Origin of the sequence: Rossellomorea sedimentorum (assembly GCF_046237645.1) — a bacterium.
GTDB classification, from domain to species: domain Bacteria; phylum Bacillota; class Bacilli; order Bacillales; family Bacillaceae_B; genus Rossellomorea; species Rossellomorea sedimentorum.
The window spans coordinates 1,366,214-1,382,845 of the sequence record NZ_CP143546.1; the positions used below are offsets into that span (position 1 = coordinate 1,366,214).

A 16,632-nucleotide genomic window follows, 5' to 3' on the forward strand; every position below is an offset into this window, starting at 1 on the left:
GCCGTTAAAATAATTTTTTTAAACACACAACTATAATTGTCACCTGAATATTTTAAAACCATCCTGTTAAAACAGCCTAACTAATCATATCATGAAATAATTTTCCCGGTGAGTTTTTTGCCCTGAAATAATTCCTGACCAGTTAAAGTTCACATTTATGGCCAGTTATCATAAATTGTAGTAGGTATATGCCCCGATCAGGAGGTGAAGGATATGGCCAAAAAGCTGCATCCTAAAGTAAAGGAATTTAAAGAATTTGTTCAGAAGCATCCAAGGATAGCGTCGGAAGTCAAAAAAGGGACAGCAACTTGGCAGGACCTGTTCGAGGAATGGTACTTGCTGGGTGAAGAAGATTCTAGGTGGGATGATTACAAACAAGACGAAGACAAACAAGAAAAGAAAGAATCAAAAGGGTTCATGGATCAAATCGGAGGAATGCTGAAGAATATGGATGCCAATCAAATGCAGCAGCATATTCACAGTTTAAGCCAGGCTATTGGTGCTGTTCAAGGTGTTCTGTCCCAATTCCAAAGTTCAAATTCCACCTCAGCACCTGAACAAAATGAAACACCGCAAAGGCCAAGGCATCCGTTTTCATTCAGAAAAGATTAAGGGAAGTGGTGTTCATGAGGAAGGAAGTTATCGAATACATTCATTCGAAGCAGGATTTAAAGGATTTCATCAGGGTCCAGCCGGCCTGGTATAGGGTACTCAGCAAAAATCCGCATTACCTGGATAAGTTTGAAGCTGCTTCTATCAATCATCATGGTAAAACTGTACATCACCAGGTACAGAGGTTTTCAAATGGCGTTCAAATGGCTTCCATGATGATGCAAATGTTTCAAGCAATGAACGATTCTCAGTAGTTTCACAGCCTAGGCCCAGCCACTTGGACCCGGCTTTATTTTTTTGGTTAAAAACTCTCTTGTCTGCAAACGCTAATGGCAAGGAGTGGTTATGATGAGAAAGTATACACTATTACTGTTCATATTATGTTTGGCAGGCTGCAGAGAAGATATGCCTGAGCCAGAATCTTTAGGATTTGAAACCGAAGTGGAAGCGGCGACAATCGGTGCCCATGATAAAACCGAACTGACTGTAAGACACATTGTCCAGGGAAGTCAAGTGTATGTGGAGTGTATTGCCCCGGGGATTACATTTACTTCAGGAAAGTCGGGCCAAAAGGGTAAAATCGTTGTAAGTGTCGATGGCAAGAGATTTAGTGAATATCATACGGCTGCCTTCGTAATAAAGGGATTAACTAAAGGAATTCACCATGTAAAGCTGGATATCATCGCAAAAGACAATTCCTCTTTAGGGTTACAGAAACAGTTTTATATTACGATTCCCTAATAACAACTATTCGCTTACTTTCATGAAACGTGTTAAAATACCGTTATGGAGGTGAGCGTTTTTGCTTGCTACAATAGAAAGGCTGGAAATACAGGAATCTGCTGAAAAATTGGCTGCTCAAATTTTGCAATCGGATGTTGCAGAGGAGTATCGTCGTTGTTTATATAAGCTTAATACAGATAAAGAAACACAGCGCAAAATTCAGGAATTCAACAAAATGAAGGAACTTTACGAAGAAGTTCAGCGCTTTGGGCGTTACCATCCAGACTACAAACGGGTCATGATGGAAATTCGACAGTTGAAACGCGATATGGATATGGATGAAAATGTTGCAAATTTCCGTTGTGCTGAAAATGACCTTCAGGATCTCTTGGATCAAGTCAGTGTTTTAATTGGAAGATCAGTATCAGAAAATGTAAAAGTGCCGACAGGGAATCCATTCTTTGATTCCGGCTCTGCATGCGGAGGCGGTTGTGGAAGTGGAGGAAGCTGCGGTTGTTCATAAAATGCGGGGGATGCCCTCGCATTTTTTTTATTAAAGGAGGACAAGTGGGATGTAGAGCTCAGAGGAAGCAGTCAGAAAAACTGTAGTAATCAGCCTCTGAGCCTTATGCAGTCAACACAAAGGTTGCCGCAGCAAAACATCTTTTCCTGGGGAACATAGAATCGGTGACGATAGACCAATTCGGACCCTTTTTGTCTGACATACACAGTCTCTGAGTGAAGGCGTTTGCCGCGCATGGATTTGGCTGCTGCCTTCTTGATCAGTTCTTCCAGCTGATCCTTGGGCAGAGAGCCTCCAACATATATAAAGGGAATCCCGGCAATCTTTTTCATTTCAAAGTCCTCAATGCCTTCAAATGATTGCAAATGTTCTGCGAATTTATCCCAAATCAGTGTCAGGTCCATTTGTTCCATCCCTTCTTTTGTTGATTTATTGTTATTTTTTATGCTAGACTTATGAAAAATAGAGTGAACTTAAGGGGAAAATAAAATGTTTACCGAAAGACAAGGTATTACAGTGTGGTTATACAGTTTGAAACACGCGAAATCTATGAGAAGGTTTGGCAACGTACAGTATGTTTCCAGGAAATTGAAATATGTTGTGCTGTATTGCAATCAAAGCGAAACCGATGCAATTGTAGAAAAGCTATCCTCTTATTCCTATGTGAAAAAAGTGGAGCCATCCTACAAGCCCTTCATCAAAACCCAATATGAAAACTCAAAGCCGGATAAAGCCAAAGAATACGATTATAAAATGGGTATTTAAAAAGAAAGCAAACAGGGAACGCAGGCCTGTTTGCTTTTTGTATACCGCTTGCAACCTGTTATTGCAAAGGCGGGATATAGTGATTCAGCCTTAAGATGGCGATAAGGTGCTGATAGTACAATTCTTTCTCAGCAAAGACCGAAGACGGTTTCACATCCATCTGAATGACTTCCCGCCCTTGTGCTTTGGCGGCTTGTTCAAACAGATCGAATCGTTTGTTTGGCACATGATTCGGATCAGGAATGCCTTCCCGGCAGACATAGATAGGCTGAAACTTCCCTTCTTGTGCAGGTTTCAGAGCTATAGCCAATGAAGTAACCGGACGTTCGTTTACGACTGTATGAAAAGCCATAAAGTGAAGCATCCTTGACTCATTGCAGCGGGCCAATTCAATCAGTTCATATAGATCGGAATACCCTTCCCCCAATTCAATAAAACGTTGAATCATATATATTACTTCCTTTCATTCCTCATTCTTTTCAGTTTGCTTTCCCAGTTTTTAATTATTCCAAAGAGCCCGTAAGAAGTAAAGGGTGTTCCGTAGAAATGAGGTACCGCGAATGGGGAGCGCGGTACCTCATTCGAGAGCCAGACAGAAAAAGGTGCCCCGTGTGGTAGGAACGCCATCCGCCAACACAATAAAAAGTAGCAAAAAACAAAAAAACCCTGCAGGACATCCTGCAGGGTCCTTCTAATTCCACTAGGGAAAGAAGGCAAAGGGAGAGGAGAAACCGGAGGAAGAACTTATGGGGAAACGTAAGTCTTCTCCGCGGTTGGCAACAACACCAGAAAAGATGTTGTTACTAGCATTATCACCAGTGAATAAAGTTTTATACATTTGAGGAGGAAATTCAACGAAATTCATCATGTATCGACGATAAATGGCAAAAGATGTTTGGATATGGTAGGATATAAAAGAAATAAATACATATTCAGTGGTGAATGAAATGAGAGTAATTTCTGGTGAATGCAAAGGCAGGCCATTAAAGGCTGTGCCGGGCAGTGGGACAAGACCGACGACAGATAAAGTGAAAGAAGCCATCTTCAATATTATCGGCCCTTATTTTGATTCAGGCACCGGCCTGGACTTGTTTGCAGGAAGCGGGGGCCTTGGAATAGAAGCGCTGAGCAGGGGCTTGGACAAAGTCATTTTTGTAGATAAAGATTTTAAAGCCATACAAACGGTCAAAAGCAACCTGAGTTCCTGCGGATACAATGAAAAAAGTGAAGTATACAGGAATGATGCCGGAAGGGCCTTGAAAGCTGTGATTAAGCGAGAGTTGACGTTTCATTATATCTTTTTGGACCCTCCTTATAAGAAGCAAAAACTTCAAGAATTGTTAGAAGAAATTGAAGAAAACGATTTATTATTTGAAAGCGGTTACGTGGTCTGCGAACATAGTTCCGATATTATTCTCCCGGAAGATATCGGCAGCCTGAGAACCATCAGAACGGAGTCCTATGGAATTATTGGGATTACAATATTCCAGAAGCACGGAGAATGAGTAAATACATGTAACCGCAAAGGGTTTCTATATGATACAAAACCTTTTTATAAGAAATGGAGGCTGCAAGCATGTCAAGTATAGCTGTCTGCCCTGGTAGTTTTGATCCGATTACATACGGACACTTGGACATCATCACCCGCGGGGCAAAAGTTTTTGATAAATTATACATAACGGTATTAAACAATTCATCTAAACAACCTATGTTTTCAGTAGAAGAAAGAATGCAGTTAATCAGGGAAGTTACCCAGGATATACCCAATGTGGTGGTCGATTCGTTTCAAGGCCTGTTAATGGATTATGCGAAAAGTGTGAATGCCAATGCAATTCTTCGTGGACTTCGTGCGGTTTCAGACTTCGAGTATGAGATGCAGATTACTTCGATGAACAGGGTCCTGGATGAGAATATTGAAACATTTTTTATCATGACTAACAATCAATATTCTTTCTTAAGTTCTTCGATCGTAAAAGAAGTCGCTAAATATGATGCCGATATTTCGGAACTCGTGCCTAAACCTGTAGAGATAGCTTTACAGACTAAGAATAATAGCTAAAGGGAAACAAGCTGTTTTTATGCAGCTTGTTTTTTTATTCTCTTTAAGAGCCAAAAGGGAAGGGGGGAGTAGGAATATGCTGGAGTTCGAAAGCGGGACGTTAGAAAGGTTGTGTACCGTTTGAGGATTCATATAGGCAAGAATCGGGAGGAAATTCACTTGAGGGTGCCTCTAGAACAGTCCTAGAGGAAAAAAGCGCGATGGTTTACACGAGAAAGTGGCTGTAGGAAGGTTCTAGAGGCAAAAATAGTAATGGTTTTCATGAGGAAGTGTCTGTAGGAAGGTTCTAGAGGCAAAGGATGCGATGACTTTTGCCTCTTGAAAGGTTCTAGAGTCAAAAGGCAGGTTAAATTATCAAAGGAGTACCTTTAAAAGTTTTTAGTAAAAACACAACAACAAGAAGCAAACCTGCATAGAAACGAGTGACTCAGTCCTAAGAAAACCACTAGATAAGTACAACTCTAAAAGGACTGTGTTAACAAATTCCAGCCAGACAACAACTAACCCCCAAAAATCCTTAAAAGAAAGGTTTCTTGGGGGTTAGCTTTTAGTGATTCAGAGACTGAAAGGCGCATCCAGTACCGTGCCATGGTACGAACCTAGCCCTTGGAGTCATCCTTGATTTTCAACATATAGAGGATGATGTAAATTACTAAAGAGAACAGGGTAATCACCGGTCCCCATTCCTTCATACGCAGGAAGGCCTGTTCCCAGAATTCCCAGTCCATATTATTGAAGACAGGAACGGCATTGGAAGGTTTATCTTGATAAAATTTCACATAGACAGGTTTCCATATAAGTATGGTAATTATAGCGGCTGCAGTTCCGTGAATTATCCGCGCGATAAAGAAGGGACGAAAACGGATATCCGTTTGTGCTATAATGCTCGCTGCCTGAGCTTGTACACTGAAACCGCTGAACCCAAGGATGAAACTTATGATGATGGCCTGTTGAAGAAGAGTTGCTGATTCGACACCGCTTGTCATTTGGCTTCCCAGTGTAATTTCAAATAAACCTGATATAAACGGCAGGCTCAGTTCTTCCGGCATCATGAATATACGGAAAAAAATATTCAAGGCATCCGCCACGAATGGGGTAACCTGCAGATGAAATAACAGCTTGTTGATTACCGAAAACAAAATGATAAAACCACCGATCATCAGCAGTGTTTGTATGGAGGAATTCACTGCATCACCAAGTAGTTTTCCGATGGGCCTTTTTTCTTTGAGCCTTGTTCGGTGAAGAGCGGATAAGGCTTCTTTAATTGAAAAGATTTTATTAGACGAGATATTGGTTTTGCTTTCCTCTTTGCGACCGTGGAAACTCATGATGAGGCCGACGCAAACATTCCCCAGGTAATGGGCACAGGCAAGAATGATCCCGAGATGAGGGTTATAAAAAAATCCGATTGAAACGGCTCCAAAAATAAAAAGCGGGTTTGACGAATTGGTGAATGATACAAGCCTTTCTGCTTCGATTTGAGTGAGTTGATTTTCCTGGCGAAGCCGTGCTGTCAACTTGGCACCCGCCGGAAACCCGGATGCCATCCCCATTGCCCATACAAAACCCCCGACCCCTGGAACCCTGAAAAACGGGCGCATAAGAGGCTCTAAAATGACACCGATAAACTTCACCACCCCAAACCCAATGAGCATTTCGGAGATAATGAAAAAGGGAAGCAAGGACGGAAATACAATCTCCCACCACATGTTCAGTCCCCGGATGGATGCTTCAAAAGATTCTTGAGGAAATATAATAAGAGAGGCGGCTAGTATGGTGACCGAGGCCGCTAAAGTAATTGTCTTCAATTGTGAAACATTCAATCTGTTCCCCCCCAGAACCATATCGGAAAGTTTATATTCCTTGTCTTGTAGATACTGTAAATAGTGTTAAAATGAAAGTATATTTTCTCTAAATAACAATCACAACTTGTCCTCATATTATTGAAATATACTCATAGACGTTAAAAATAGACCATAAGATGAGAACAATAGAAGAAAAAAAGGGGGAGCCCATGTGGACCAGCCGAAAATTGGCTTAGCACTTGGTTCAGGCGGTGCAAGAGGATTCGCGCACCTGGGAGTGCTGATGGCTTTTAAAGAAGAAGGCATCCCTGTAGATATGATTGCGGGCAGCAGCATGGGGGCACTCGTCGCCTGTTTTTACGGTGTAGGACATAATATGGAAGATTTATATAAATTATCAACTGCTTTCAAAAGGAAGTATTATCTCGACTTTACTGTGCCAAAGATGGGCTTTATCGCGGGAAAAAGAATCAAGCAGTTTGTCAGGCTTTTCAGCCATAACAAAAACATTGAAGATCTAAGCATTCCTGTATCTGTCGTAGCCACGGATCTCACGAACGGGGAGAGAGTGGTCTTTAACAAGGGGCCGATAGCGGATGCAGTCAGAGCAAGCATCAGTATCCCCGGGATATTTGTACCGGAAAAAATAGACGGTAAACTTCTTGTCGATGGAGGGGTCATAGACAGGGTTCCGGTCTCCGTGGTCAAGGATATGGGAGCAGATATCGTCATCGGGGTTGACGTTGCACAGGTTAAGCAGAATGCTGAAATTACAACCGTATATGATGTTATAATGCAGAGCATCGATATCCTCCAGAAGGAAGTCATCCGCCACCGGGAACTCCGCGCAGATTTTATGATCAGGCCTGATGTAGAACAGTACAGTTCAAGGGCATTCACGAACATTGAGGAGATCATAGCGGTCGGTGAGGAGGAAGCCAAGAAAATAATTCCTTCAATAAAGAAAGCAATTGAAGAATGGAAGGGGAAGTAACAGCTAGTGTCACAAAAAAAGTGGATCCGAATTCTAATCTTCATGATGATACTTATTATAGGAAGTTCATTCTATTATTTGCCCTATTATGTTACGAAGCCGGGGAGCGCAAAGGACCTTGATCCGATGATAGAGGTGGAGGGCGGTTATGAGGACGAAGGTAAGTTTATGCTTACAACAGTAAGGATGGGGAAAGCCAATATCTATACTTATTTGATGGCCTCCATCAAGAAGTATGAACATATCTATCCTGTAGAAGAAATCAGGAGTTCAGATGAAACAGATGAGGAATACAACGTCAGGCAGCTTCACCTGATGGAATCTTCAAAACTGAATGCAATCGAGGTTGCATTCAAGCATGCGGATAAGCCCTATTCTTTTGAGTATAACGGGGTATATGTTTTGAATGTGTATCCCGGGATGCCTGCTGCTGAAGTCCTTGAACCCGGAGATATGATAACGGCAATTGATGGGAATCGATTCAGCTCTTCTCAGGAGTTTATTGATTATATCAATAAAAAATCGGTCGGGGATTCCGTGATGATTACGTATACCAGGGATGGAAAAGAGCAGGAAAAGGAAATTTCACTGGCTGAGTTTTCGGCCAGTGAAGGGAAAGTCGGACTGGGCATCGGTTTAGTTGATGATAAAGAAATCATCACGACCCCACAGGTGAAGATGGACACCGCAAAAATAGGCGGGCCTTCTGCAGGGTTGATGTTCAGCCTTCAGCTTTATAATGAACTTGTAAAGAGGGACATCACCCATGGTCTGGAGATTGCCGGGACGGGTACAATTTCTTCAAATGGAACGGTCGGAAGAATTGGTGGCATTGAACAAAAGGTCATCGCGGCAGATAATGCAGGTGCTGATGTCTTCTTTGCTCCTATGGACATCATCCCTGACCGAATTGCAAAAACCAATCCAGACTTGAAACCAAACTATGAAGAAGCTCTAAAGACAGCTGAAGAAATTGGTACCGACATGAAAATAGTGCCTGTAAAGACGTTTGCAGATGCTTTGAACTATCTGGATTCGTTGTAAATAAGAAAAAGAACTGAACGCAGCCGTTCAGTTCTTTTTCTTTAGATTTAGGTTTTGTTGGTTTAGGTCTAAAAGGTGTTAGTCTATAAAGCTTCACTTAATTTCATCTTCAAGTAAGGCTCTTTTCTAAAACTTTGTTGCTATTTACTATTAATTTTAAGAGATATGACCAGAATTCACAGAAATTATCTTGGTCAGCAAGAAAGAAAAGAGCCAATCACCCTGTTCAGTTAGACAAGCCCTTGTACCCAAGGGGAAAATCCGGCCCTTTGGATTTTTCCGATAGCAACAATCTATACGAAAACAGCTTCAAGTAAAAAGAACAGAAGAAATTTTTAATAAACAATATTGCATTTTGAGCAGCTTAGTTTGATAAATAGATCGGCGGTTGTTTAAATTCTTGTTGAAGAAGCATGCTTTGGATTGCAGGATCGTCTGCTGCCATTGAATAGATTTGGGAAGCTTTGATATCCAAGGAAATTTCATTTTGGTCAGCAGATCCCAGTTTGCTGATCATAGGCAGCCCCAGCTCCTTTTTGTGGAGGTTAAGATACTGCCGGCCGCTTGAGGTCATTCCAAGAAGACGGATATAGCCGGGAGACATATTGGCATTCATCTCCTTCTTTGTTGTGTTAGTCAAAATGTGCAGGGCCATTCGCTGTAATCGAGTCCAGGTATATCTCTTTGTCTTAACGTTTTCCATTAGTTCCTGAAAGCTCGAAGATGTACGTGCAGCAGTTTTAAATCTGTTTTCGATTCCTTCTTCGATTTCATAAATGCCGGAGAGCTGTTCACTGGAGGAAGAAAGTATTCGATATTTTAATAATTGAAAGTATTTTTCCCAGTCATGAAGAATTCCATATGTATCCTGATAGGCTATCATTTCATCCAGCGTCGACTCAGGGATGAAAGAGTGGACAGCTTGGACATTTCCTTGTCTTTTCCTGAGTTCCTTCCGAATGCTCGTGGCACTGGCAATCGTTTCATCCGTAAAGGTTTCATCATGATAATTTGCGTTTTTTCTGCCGAGGGTATAGGCTTTCATATCGGAGCCTATTGAATTGCGGGCTTGGATATAATGATATCCAAGGATGTTATTAGGCATAGACAAATCTACCAGTGAATGCTCTGTATCAAGGCTGTGGAACGCCTTTGACAGGGCAGAAGGATAGCTCATCCCCATTTTTATATACTCCTGGACAAAAGCATTATACTGCTCTTCATGCTCACTCAGATACTTTACTGTGTATTCAAAAGCGGCAATGTCCCCCGATTCACTGCCGAAACAAAAGGAGGTACATTTCATGGCATCCAATAATGCTACAGAACCTCTGGCAAACACTTCGGCGTGTTGGGTGGCAAAGGCATAGGGCAGCTCTATCACAATATCTGCACCTGCCTTCAAGGCCATCTTAGTCCGCGACCATTTTGAAACAATAGCCGGTTCGCCGCGCTGAAGGAAATTGCCGCTCATGACAGCAATGACCAGGTCGGCATTTGTCATTTTTCTGGTCTCCGAAAGATGGTGGAAATGACCGTTATGAAACGGATTATATTCTACAATAACGCCCGCTGCTTTCATTTCTTTTTCACATCCTTTAAAATGGGTGGTAAATACTCATAAATACAAGTTATAATTACAACACTATACTTGTAAAGAGTGTAAAGAAAAAATATTGACAAAAGGTATTATGAAAGCTATAATTACCTTTGTTGCCTTGAGGTGATTACATTGAAATGGTCAATAATTCAATTGCAGAAGTTTCGTGATAAGGGCATGATCCTTGATGAAACGGTTGATGCAAGTGAAGTGAAAACACTTGATCCTCAGATACGTGATGTTTCTCCAATCCATGTCACGGGAAGAGCGGACATTAGTTCTGAAAAAGTAACCTTCCATCTTTCTATTGAAGGTGAACTTGTTCTTCCTTGCTCTAGAACGCTGGAAGATGTACACTTTCCGGTTGATATTGACACGGTCGAAACATTCTTATTAAAAGCGAATGACTATGATCAGTTTGAAGAGGAAGAAGTGCACCGGATCCAAGGGGATGTCATTGACTTAATGCCAGTCATTAAGGAATTGCTCGTTCTTGAAATTCCGATGCAAGTTTTCAGCGAAAAAGCACAAGATGATGAAAATCTTCCATCCGGCAAGAATTGGGAAGTCATTACTGAAGAACAGGCCAATCAGGCGGAAGAAGAGGAAGAAAAAGTCGATCCTCGGCTTGCAGGTCTGGCGAAGCTTCTTGAACAGGACAAGAACTCTTAAAGCGCGTGAACCAGCTCGTTCTGGATTCATCATAACATATCTCTGTAAGGAGGTGGGAAGAAATGGCAGTACCTTTTAGAAGAACATCTAAAACAGCAAAGAGAAAACGCCGTACACATTTCAAGTTAAATGTACCTGGTATGGTTGCATGCCCGAATTGCGGGGAAATGAAACTAGCTCACCGTGTATGTAAAGAGTGCGGTACTTATAAAGGAAAAGAAGTTGTAAATAAATAATTTTTATTTATAACAAAAAAAGCGTGAAGAGACCATGGGTCTTCACGCTTTTTTTATTGTTATTGAGGAAATTTTCTGGGGATAACTCCTAACTGGGTTTACCATGTCCAGATTTATGTCGGAAGTTACCTACAAATGGCACGCGGCATAACAGAGCCCTCTCTGCAAGAAGCAAACTTGAAAAGGAAAATCGAGTACATTTGCCATGCGGAAAGTGGGCCAACATCTCGAGGATGGGTGAATCTCAACGGCCAAAAACTGATAAAATGAACCAGGATCTCGAGGAATGGTGAATCTCAACGGCCCAATAACTGATTAAATGGACCAGGATCTCGAGGAATGGTGAATCTCAACGGCCCAATAACTAATTAAATGGGCCAACATTTCGAGGAATGGTGAATCTCAACGGTCCAATAACCCTCTAAATGGGCCAACATCTCGAGGATTGGTGAATCTCAATGGCCCAATAACTGATTAAATGGGCCAACATCTTGAGGGTTGCAGAATCTCAACGGCCCAATAACTAATTAAATGGGCCAACATCTCGAGGAGTGCAGAATCTCAACGGCCCAATAACTAATTAAATGGGCCAACATCTCGAGGAATGGTGAATCTCAACGGTCCAATAACCCTCTAAATGAGCCAACATCTCGAGGAATGGTGAATCTCAATGGCCCAATAACTGATTAAATGGGCCAACATCTTGAGGGTTGCAGAATCTCAATGGCCCAATAACTGATCAAATGGGCCAACATCTTGAGGGTTGTTCAATCTCGTTGGCCCAATAACCCTCTAAATGGGCCAACATCTCGAGGATCTTTGAATCACAACGGCCCAATAACCCTTTAAATGGGCCAGCATCTCGAAGATCTCTGAATCTCAATGGCCCAATAACTGATTAAATGGGCCGACATCTTGAGGATGGGTGAATCTCAACGGCCCAATAACTGATTAAATGGGCCGACATCTCAAGGATGGGTGAATCTCAACTGCCCAATAACTAATTAAATGGGCCAACATCTCGAGGATGGGTGAATCTCAATGGCCCAATAACCCTCTAAATGGGCCAACATCTCGAGGAATGGTGAATCTCAATGGCCCAATAACCCTCTAAATGGGCCAACATCTCGAGGATTGCAGAATCTCAATGGCCCAATAACTGATTAAATGGGCCAACATCTTGAGGGTTGCAGAATCTCAACGGCCCAATAACCCCCTAAATGGGCCAACATCTCGAGGATAGCTGAATCTCAATGGCCCAATAACTGATTAAATGGGCCAACATCTCGAGGATGGGTGAATCTCAACGGCCCAATAACCCCCTAAATGGGCCAAGATCTCGAGGATCTGTGAATCACAACGGCCCAATAAACCTCTAAATGGGCCAACATCTTGAAGATAACAGAACCTCAACAGCCCAATAACTCCTAAAATGGGACAAATTCTTGAAAATTACAAGGGGGCTTGCGCTTTTTTTCTTGCTTGCCCAGTTGAAGGGATGTTCTGTATAAAAGTAATCTTGTATTATAGTTGGAGAAAGGTTTCTAAAAGTGGTCTATTCACAGACCTTTTTTTAGTAGCAGCATACTAGTACATATTAGTTCACAAAGGGAGGAGTTTTAAAGGTTATGGCAGATTACATATTGGACAGGACAGACGAAGGAGCTCTAATTTTTACGATTAACAGGGAAGAGAAACGGAATGCCATTAATTATGAAGTGATGGATGGTTTGAAAGCGGCGATTGATGAGGCGGCTAATGATGATAGGGTTAAATTGCTGATCATAACCGCAGCCGGAGAAAAGGCGTTTTGTTCAGGGGGGGACTTGGATACTTTTCATGGACTTCAGACCGAAGAACAAGCATATGCTATGTTAAACAAAATGGGGGACATACTCTATCAATTGGCAACGCTTCCAAAAATGACTGCTGCCCTTATAAATGGAAGTGCAGTCGGAGGAGGGTGTGAAATAGCTGCAGCGTGTGACTTCAGGCTGGCGAGAAATGGGGCAAGAATGGGATTTATCCAAGGCCGGCTGGCAATCACAACTGGCTGGGGGGGCGGGTCTCTGCTTATGGAAAAGCTAGCATTTAGCGATGCCCTCTATCTTTTAGGCACAGCAGGAGTTTTCACTTCTGAGCAGATGGTTGAATTTGGTTTCGTCAATGAGTTGGTTGAAACTACTGATATTTCATCAGTTCTTCAGTTTATGGAAGGATTTCTGAATAAAGACGTTCATGTCTTGTCTTCCTATAAAAATGCTGTGGTAGAAAAATGGGAGTCGGGTCAACTTCGTGAAAGAATAAACAAAGAAATCAGGCAGTGTGCTAAATTATGGGAAAAAGAAGAACATCATGCGGCAGTTGAGAAATTCCTATCTAAGAGGCTGAATTAATTCAGCGGGAAACATACTCTAAAAATATTGTGTAATATATTCTATCTTTTCTACCATAGACATAAGTATGGATTAATAAATAAATTCATACAGGAGGGATAGAAGTGACATCTAATAGACAAGATGCCTGGAGTCAGGATGAAGATTTATTGCTTGCCGAGGTAGTCCTTCGTCATATCAGGGAAGGGGGCACCCAGCTGCAGGCATTTGAGGAAGTAGGGAGAAAATTATCCAGGACAGCTGCGGCCTGCGGGTTTCGCTGGAATTCATTTGTGCGCAAACAGTATAAGTCCGGCATTGAACTTGCCAAAAGGCAGCGCAAAGAAAATAAAAATCATCCCGTGTCTTCTACGCCAGAAGAAGTTAAGCAGTCAGAAGTTCAGTATAAAAGGGTGCCTGTAGATAAGGCGGAAGAAGTTAATTCAAATACGCTGACACTAAAGGGAGTAATTGAATTTCTTGAAGGTCTGAAGGACAACTTGAATCATGATAAATTAGAATCGGCCTATAAAAAACTAGAAGAGTATGTGGGGAAACTCGAACATCAAAATGAAAAATTAAAGGAAGCCAATGCTGTATATAAAGAGAAGCTGAAACTGCTGGAAGAAGATCATCAATCATTGCTTTCTATATTTGAAAAGGCTCGTAAAATGGCTTTGCTGCAAGAAAATGATGATAAAGTAAAGTTTCAGATGGATAAAAACGGAAATCTCCAACGACTTCAGAAATAATAAAAAGTTTCATGAAATAAAAAAGGCTGACAATACGTCAGCCTTTTCCGGTTGTACACTTCTAACTTGGGGGAACTAATAACCTCCCACGCAGGACTATTAGTGTTTTTGTTCACTTACACCTTCTGGAAGCCAGATAAGAGGGTTTTGTCCCAAGTCTCTTTCCATATCATATGTGGCTTTTTCGAAGCCCATCTTCTCCCAAAACCCGTGTGATTGAATACGGGGGTTGGTTTTAATAGCCATTTTGAAGCTTTTCGCGAAGTCTACCAGGACTTTTCCGTATCCTTTACCCTGATAGGCTGGCAGTACTTCAAGCTTCCATAGCTCAAGGTAGTTCTGCGGAGGGTCGAAATAAAGGTCATAACGTGAGTCTCTTTCATATAGGCTCATCCGCGCAATGAGAGTATCTCCGAAGTAAATGCCGTAAAAAGGGGATTCACTGTTATTTTCTATAATATTAGATTCTAGATCTTCCAGCATGGATAGCTCCTGAACACCATATTCCCTAAACTTCTTGAATTCTTCCAGTGTTTTGTAATTTACTTTTAGCTTTTCAACCTTTATTGCCATAGCTGATACCTCCTGAGCAATTGAAATAGTGTATACCTCTTTTTCTGAATGAATAAGATTTATAAAGATACTATTCATTCATTACTATATTTGAAGAGTATGATATTATCATTATATAACAAAAATACAAAAAATTCTGCACTCAATAAAGAAAGCGCTTGCAGTTTTAGGAGGATTTTTTGTTTTTTTGTAGAAAACTATTAGTAGACTAAGTATCTGATGATAAGAAAGGGGATATGTTGTGCAGAAAATTTTAGTGGCAAACAGGGGAGAAATTGCTTCGAGAATCATACGTACATGCAAGGAAATGGGAATTGATACGGTCGCCATCTATTCAGATGCGGATAAAGATATGCCATATGTAAAGGAAGCCGACAGTGCTTTCCGTGTAGGCGAACCCCCAGTAAATAAATCTTACTTGCAAATTGATGCCATTCTGGATATTGCTAAAAGGGAAAACGCAGACGGAATACATCCAGGGTATGGATTATTGTCCGAGAACAGTGAGTTTGCAAGGAAAACGAGAGACAGCGGGATTACGTTCATCGGTCCTTCTGCTGAAGTTATGGAAATGATGGGAGACAAAGTTGCGGCAAGGAAGACAATGCAGGCAGCTAATGTTCCTGTTGTGCCTGGAAGTGACGGTGGCGTTGCTTCAATAGAAGAAGCCAAGACAGCGGCAGAGGCGATTGGTTACCCCGTGATGCTGAAGGCAAGCAGTGGAGGCGGGGGTATCGGGATGATCCGCTGTGATGATGAGCAAGCGCTCGTTCAAAGCTTTGACTCTACCAAAAACAGGGCAAAAGCGTACTTTGGACATGACGAAGTTTTTCTGGAAAAGTGTATCGATAATGCCAGACACATCGAGATTCAAATTTTTGGGGATGAGAAAGGGAACCTCCTTCATTTGTTTGAAAGAAATTGTTCTGTCCAAAGGCGTAACCAAAAGGTAATTGAAGAGGCGCCATCACCGCAATTATCCCAAGAGGCTAAAAGAAAGATGTATGAAGCCGCAGTCCGGGCTGGGAAAGCAGTGAACTATGTCAATGCTGGTACCGTGGAATTCATTGTGGATAACGACGAAAATTTCTACTTCCTCGAAATGAATACAAGACTGCAGGTTGAACATCCGGTTACTGAAAGTATCACTAATCTTGATCTGGTAAAATGGCAGATTCTTGTCAGCAGAGGAGAGGCACTGCCGATTTCAACACAGGAAGGAATCCGAAGCGAAGGCCATGCCATTGAATTCCGGCTATACGCGGAAGATCCTAAGACATTCTTCCCTTCACCAGGGAATATTTCATCCATTAAATGGGGTCAAACTGAAAACGCACGCATAGACACCGGGTATGCGGAAGGAAATAATGTTACACCGTTTTATGATCCAATGATTGCCAAAGTTATCATTCGCGGCAGCTCCCGGGATGAATGCATTAGAGAGGCAGTCAAGTTTTTTGATGAAACAGAGATACAAGGGGTAAAGACCAATATTCCTCTTTTCCGGGATATTCTCAAGGAAGAGAGCTTTAATAACGGTTCTTACAATACAGCCTGGTTAAGCTCAAGGCTCGCAATGAAAAAATAACAGCAACTATTAGGAGGAACTCACAATGAAGGAAATTACAGCATCCATGGCAGGAACGGTATTGAATGTTTTGGTAGAAACAGGTGCGGAGGTAAACAGCGGTGAGACGATTCTTATGCTTGAATCGATGAAAATGGAAATCCCCGTAGAGGCGGAAAACTCCGGGAAAGTTGCCGAAGTGAAAGTGAATGTAGGGGATTTCGTTAACGAAGGCGATGTTCTGGTTACTTTTGAGTAAGTTTTAAGAGTTTTTCCGGGAAGTCAGCCAATTCGGCATCTTTTGATTGATAACTGAAAACAAAGGGGGATTT

At 41.8% G+C, this 16,632-nt stretch carries 20 protein-coding genes; 15 read left to right on the forward strand and 5 right to left on the reverse strand.

The window, feature by feature from the left end:
- The first annotated feature begins 213 nt into the window (after positions 1-213).
- The 4 genes from V1502_RS06675 (at position 214) to V1502_RS06690 (ending at position 1,858) form a co-directional block, all read left to right on the forward strand.
- Positions 214-612, forward strand: coding sequence for a YlbD family protein (locus V1502_RS06675; RefSeq protein WP_409253585.1), 399 nt, complete (start codon positions 214-216; stop codon positions 610-612).
- Positions 613-626: 14 nt separating this feature from the next.
- Positions 627-866, forward strand: a complete 240-nt coding sequence (locus tag V1502_RS06680) for a YlbE-like family protein (RefSeq protein WP_409253586.1) — start codon at positions 627-629, stop codon at positions 864-866.
- A 94-nt stretch (positions 867-960) separates the two neighbouring features.
- Entirely contained in the window at positions 961-1,353 is a 393-nt protein-coding gene (locus V1502_RS06685; RefSeq protein ID WP_409253587.1) for a hypothetical protein, read from the forward strand.
- 61 nt (positions 1,354-1,414) lie between these two features.
- Positions 1,415-1,858: a YlbF family regulator gene (locus tag V1502_RS06690; protein WP_409253588.1), complete on the forward strand. Its 444-nt coding sequence runs from the start codon at positions 1,415-1,417 to the stop codon at positions 1,856-1,858.
- A gap of 89 nt (positions 1,859-1,947) precedes the next feature.
- Here V1502_RS06690 and V1502_RS06695 read toward each other — a convergent pair whose 3' ends face one another.
- Positions 1,948-2,262, reverse strand: coding sequence for a hypothetical protein (locus V1502_RS06695; protein WP_409253589.1), 315 nt, complete (start codon positions 2,260-2,262; stop codon positions 1,948-1,950).
- 85 nt (positions 2,263-2,347) lie between these two features.
- Between V1502_RS06695 and V1502_RS06700 the strand changes: the two genes are divergently transcribed.
- Positions 2,348-2,623, forward strand: coding sequence for a YlbG family protein (locus V1502_RS06700; protein WP_409253590.1), 276 nt, complete (start codon positions 2,348-2,350; stop codon positions 2,621-2,623).
- Positions 2,624-2,681: 58 nt separating this feature from the next.
- On the opposite strand, the gene V1502_RS06705 is transcribed toward V1502_RS06700, so the two are convergent.
- On the reverse strand, positions 2,682-3,071 hold the full coding sequence (locus tag V1502_RS06705) for a methylthioribose kinase (protein WP_409253591.1): 390 nt from the start codon (positions 3,069-3,071) through the stop codon (positions 2,682-2,684).
- A 499-nt stretch (positions 3,072-3,570) separates the two neighbouring features.
- Here V1502_RS06705 and rsmD point away from each other — a divergent pair, with 499 nt between their 5' ends.
- Positions 3,571-4,128 (forward strand): 16S rRNA (guanine(966)-N(2))-methyltransferase RsmD, encoded by a 558-nt coding sequence (gene rsmD, locus V1502_RS06710; RefSeq protein WP_409253592.1) that lies wholly within the window; start codon positions 3,571-3,573, stop codon positions 4,126-4,128.
- 71 nt (positions 4,129-4,199) lie between these two features.
- Positions 4,200-4,682 carry a pantetheine-phosphate adenylyltransferase gene (gene coaD / locus V1502_RS06715; RefSeq protein ID WP_409253593.1) on the forward strand — a complete coding sequence of 161 codons (483 nt, stop codon included), beginning with the start codon at positions 4,200-4,202 and terminating at the stop codon, positions 4,680-4,682.
- A gap of 599 nt (positions 4,683-5,281) precedes the next feature.
- Here the strand turns inward: coaD and ylbJ are convergent.
- Positions 5,282-6,526 (reverse strand): sporulation integral membrane protein YlbJ, encoded by a 1,245-nt coding sequence (gene ylbJ / locus V1502_RS06720; protein WP_409253594.1) that lies wholly within the window; start codon positions 6,524-6,526, stop codon positions 5,282-5,284.
- A 172-nt stretch (positions 6,527-6,698) separates the two neighbouring features.
- Between ylbJ and V1502_RS06725 the strand changes: the two genes are divergently transcribed.
- Positions 6,699-7,481 (forward strand): patatin-like phospholipase family protein, encoded by a 783-nt coding sequence (locus V1502_RS06725; RefSeq protein WP_409253595.1) that lies wholly within the window; start codon positions 6,699-6,701, stop codon positions 7,479-7,481.
- Between the two features lie 6 nt (positions 7,482-7,487).
- On the forward strand, positions 7,488-8,525 hold the full coding sequence (locus tag V1502_RS06730; RefSeq protein WP_409253596.1) for a SepM family pheromone-processing serine protease: 1,038 nt from the start codon (positions 7,488-7,490) through the stop codon (positions 8,523-8,525).
- Positions 8,526-8,889: 364 nt separating this feature from the next.
- Here V1502_RS06730 and V1502_RS06735 read toward each other — a convergent pair whose 3' ends face one another.
- Positions 8,890-10,107 carry a nucleotidyltransferase gene (locus V1502_RS06735; protein ID WP_409253597.1) on the reverse strand — a complete coding sequence of 406 codons (1,218 nt, stop codon included), beginning with the start codon at positions 10,105-10,107 and terminating at the stop codon, positions 8,890-8,892.
- A gap of 150 nt (positions 10,108-10,257) precedes the next feature.
- Here V1502_RS06735 and V1502_RS06740 point away from each other — a divergent pair, with 150 nt between their 5' ends.
- The 4 genes from V1502_RS06740 (at position 10,258) to V1502_RS06755 (ending at position 14,160) form a co-directional block, all read left to right on the forward strand.
- Positions 10,258-10,797 (forward strand): YceD family protein, encoded by a 540-nt coding sequence (locus V1502_RS06740; protein ID WP_409253598.1) that lies wholly within the window; start codon positions 10,258-10,260, stop codon positions 10,795-10,797.
- Between the two features lie 62 nt (positions 10,798-10,859).
- Positions 10,860-11,033: a 50S ribosomal protein L32 gene (gene rpmF / locus V1502_RS06745; RefSeq protein ID WP_006836756.1), complete on the forward strand. Its 174-nt coding sequence runs from the start codon at positions 10,860-10,862 to the stop codon at positions 11,031-11,033.
- A 1,628-nt stretch (positions 11,034-12,661) separates the two neighbouring features.
- The gene (locus V1502_RS06750; RefSeq protein ID WP_409253599.1) at positions 12,662-13,429 is read left to right on the forward strand and encodes an enoyl-CoA hydratase/isomerase family protein; all 768 of its coding nucleotides are present in this window, start codon (positions 12,662-12,664) and stop codon (positions 13,427-13,429) included.
- Positions 13,430-13,533: 104 nt separating this feature from the next.
- Complete coding sequence (locus tag V1502_RS06755) at positions 13,534-14,160, forward strand: RsfA family transcriptional regulator (protein WP_409253600.1); 627 nt, start codon at positions 13,534-13,536, stop codon at positions 14,158-14,160.
- A 99-nt stretch (positions 14,161-14,259) separates the two neighbouring features.
- Here V1502_RS06755 and V1502_RS06760 read toward each other — a convergent pair whose 3' ends face one another.
- Positions 14,260-14,733, reverse strand: a complete 474-nt coding sequence (locus tag V1502_RS06760; protein WP_409253601.1) for an N-acetyltransferase — start codon at positions 14,731-14,733, stop codon at positions 14,260-14,262.
- 241 nt (positions 14,734-14,974) lie between these two features.
- Between V1502_RS06760 and V1502_RS06765 the strand changes: the two genes are divergently transcribed.
- Both V1502_RS06765 and V1502_RS06770 read left to right on the forward strand, forming a co-directional pair.
- Positions 14,975-16,321 carry an acetyl/propionyl/methylcrotonyl-CoA carboxylase subunit alpha gene (locus V1502_RS06765; RefSeq protein WP_409253602.1) on the forward strand — a complete coding sequence of 449 codons (1,347 nt, stop codon included), beginning with the start codon at positions 14,975-14,977 and terminating at the stop codon, positions 16,319-16,321.
- 25 nt (positions 16,322-16,346) lie between these two features.
- On the forward strand, positions 16,347-16,559 hold the full coding sequence (locus V1502_RS06770; protein WP_409253603.1) for a biotin/lipoyl-binding carrier protein: 213 nt from the start codon (positions 16,347-16,349) through the stop codon (positions 16,557-16,559).
- The last annotated feature ends 73 nt before the right edge of the window (positions 16,560-16,632 follow it).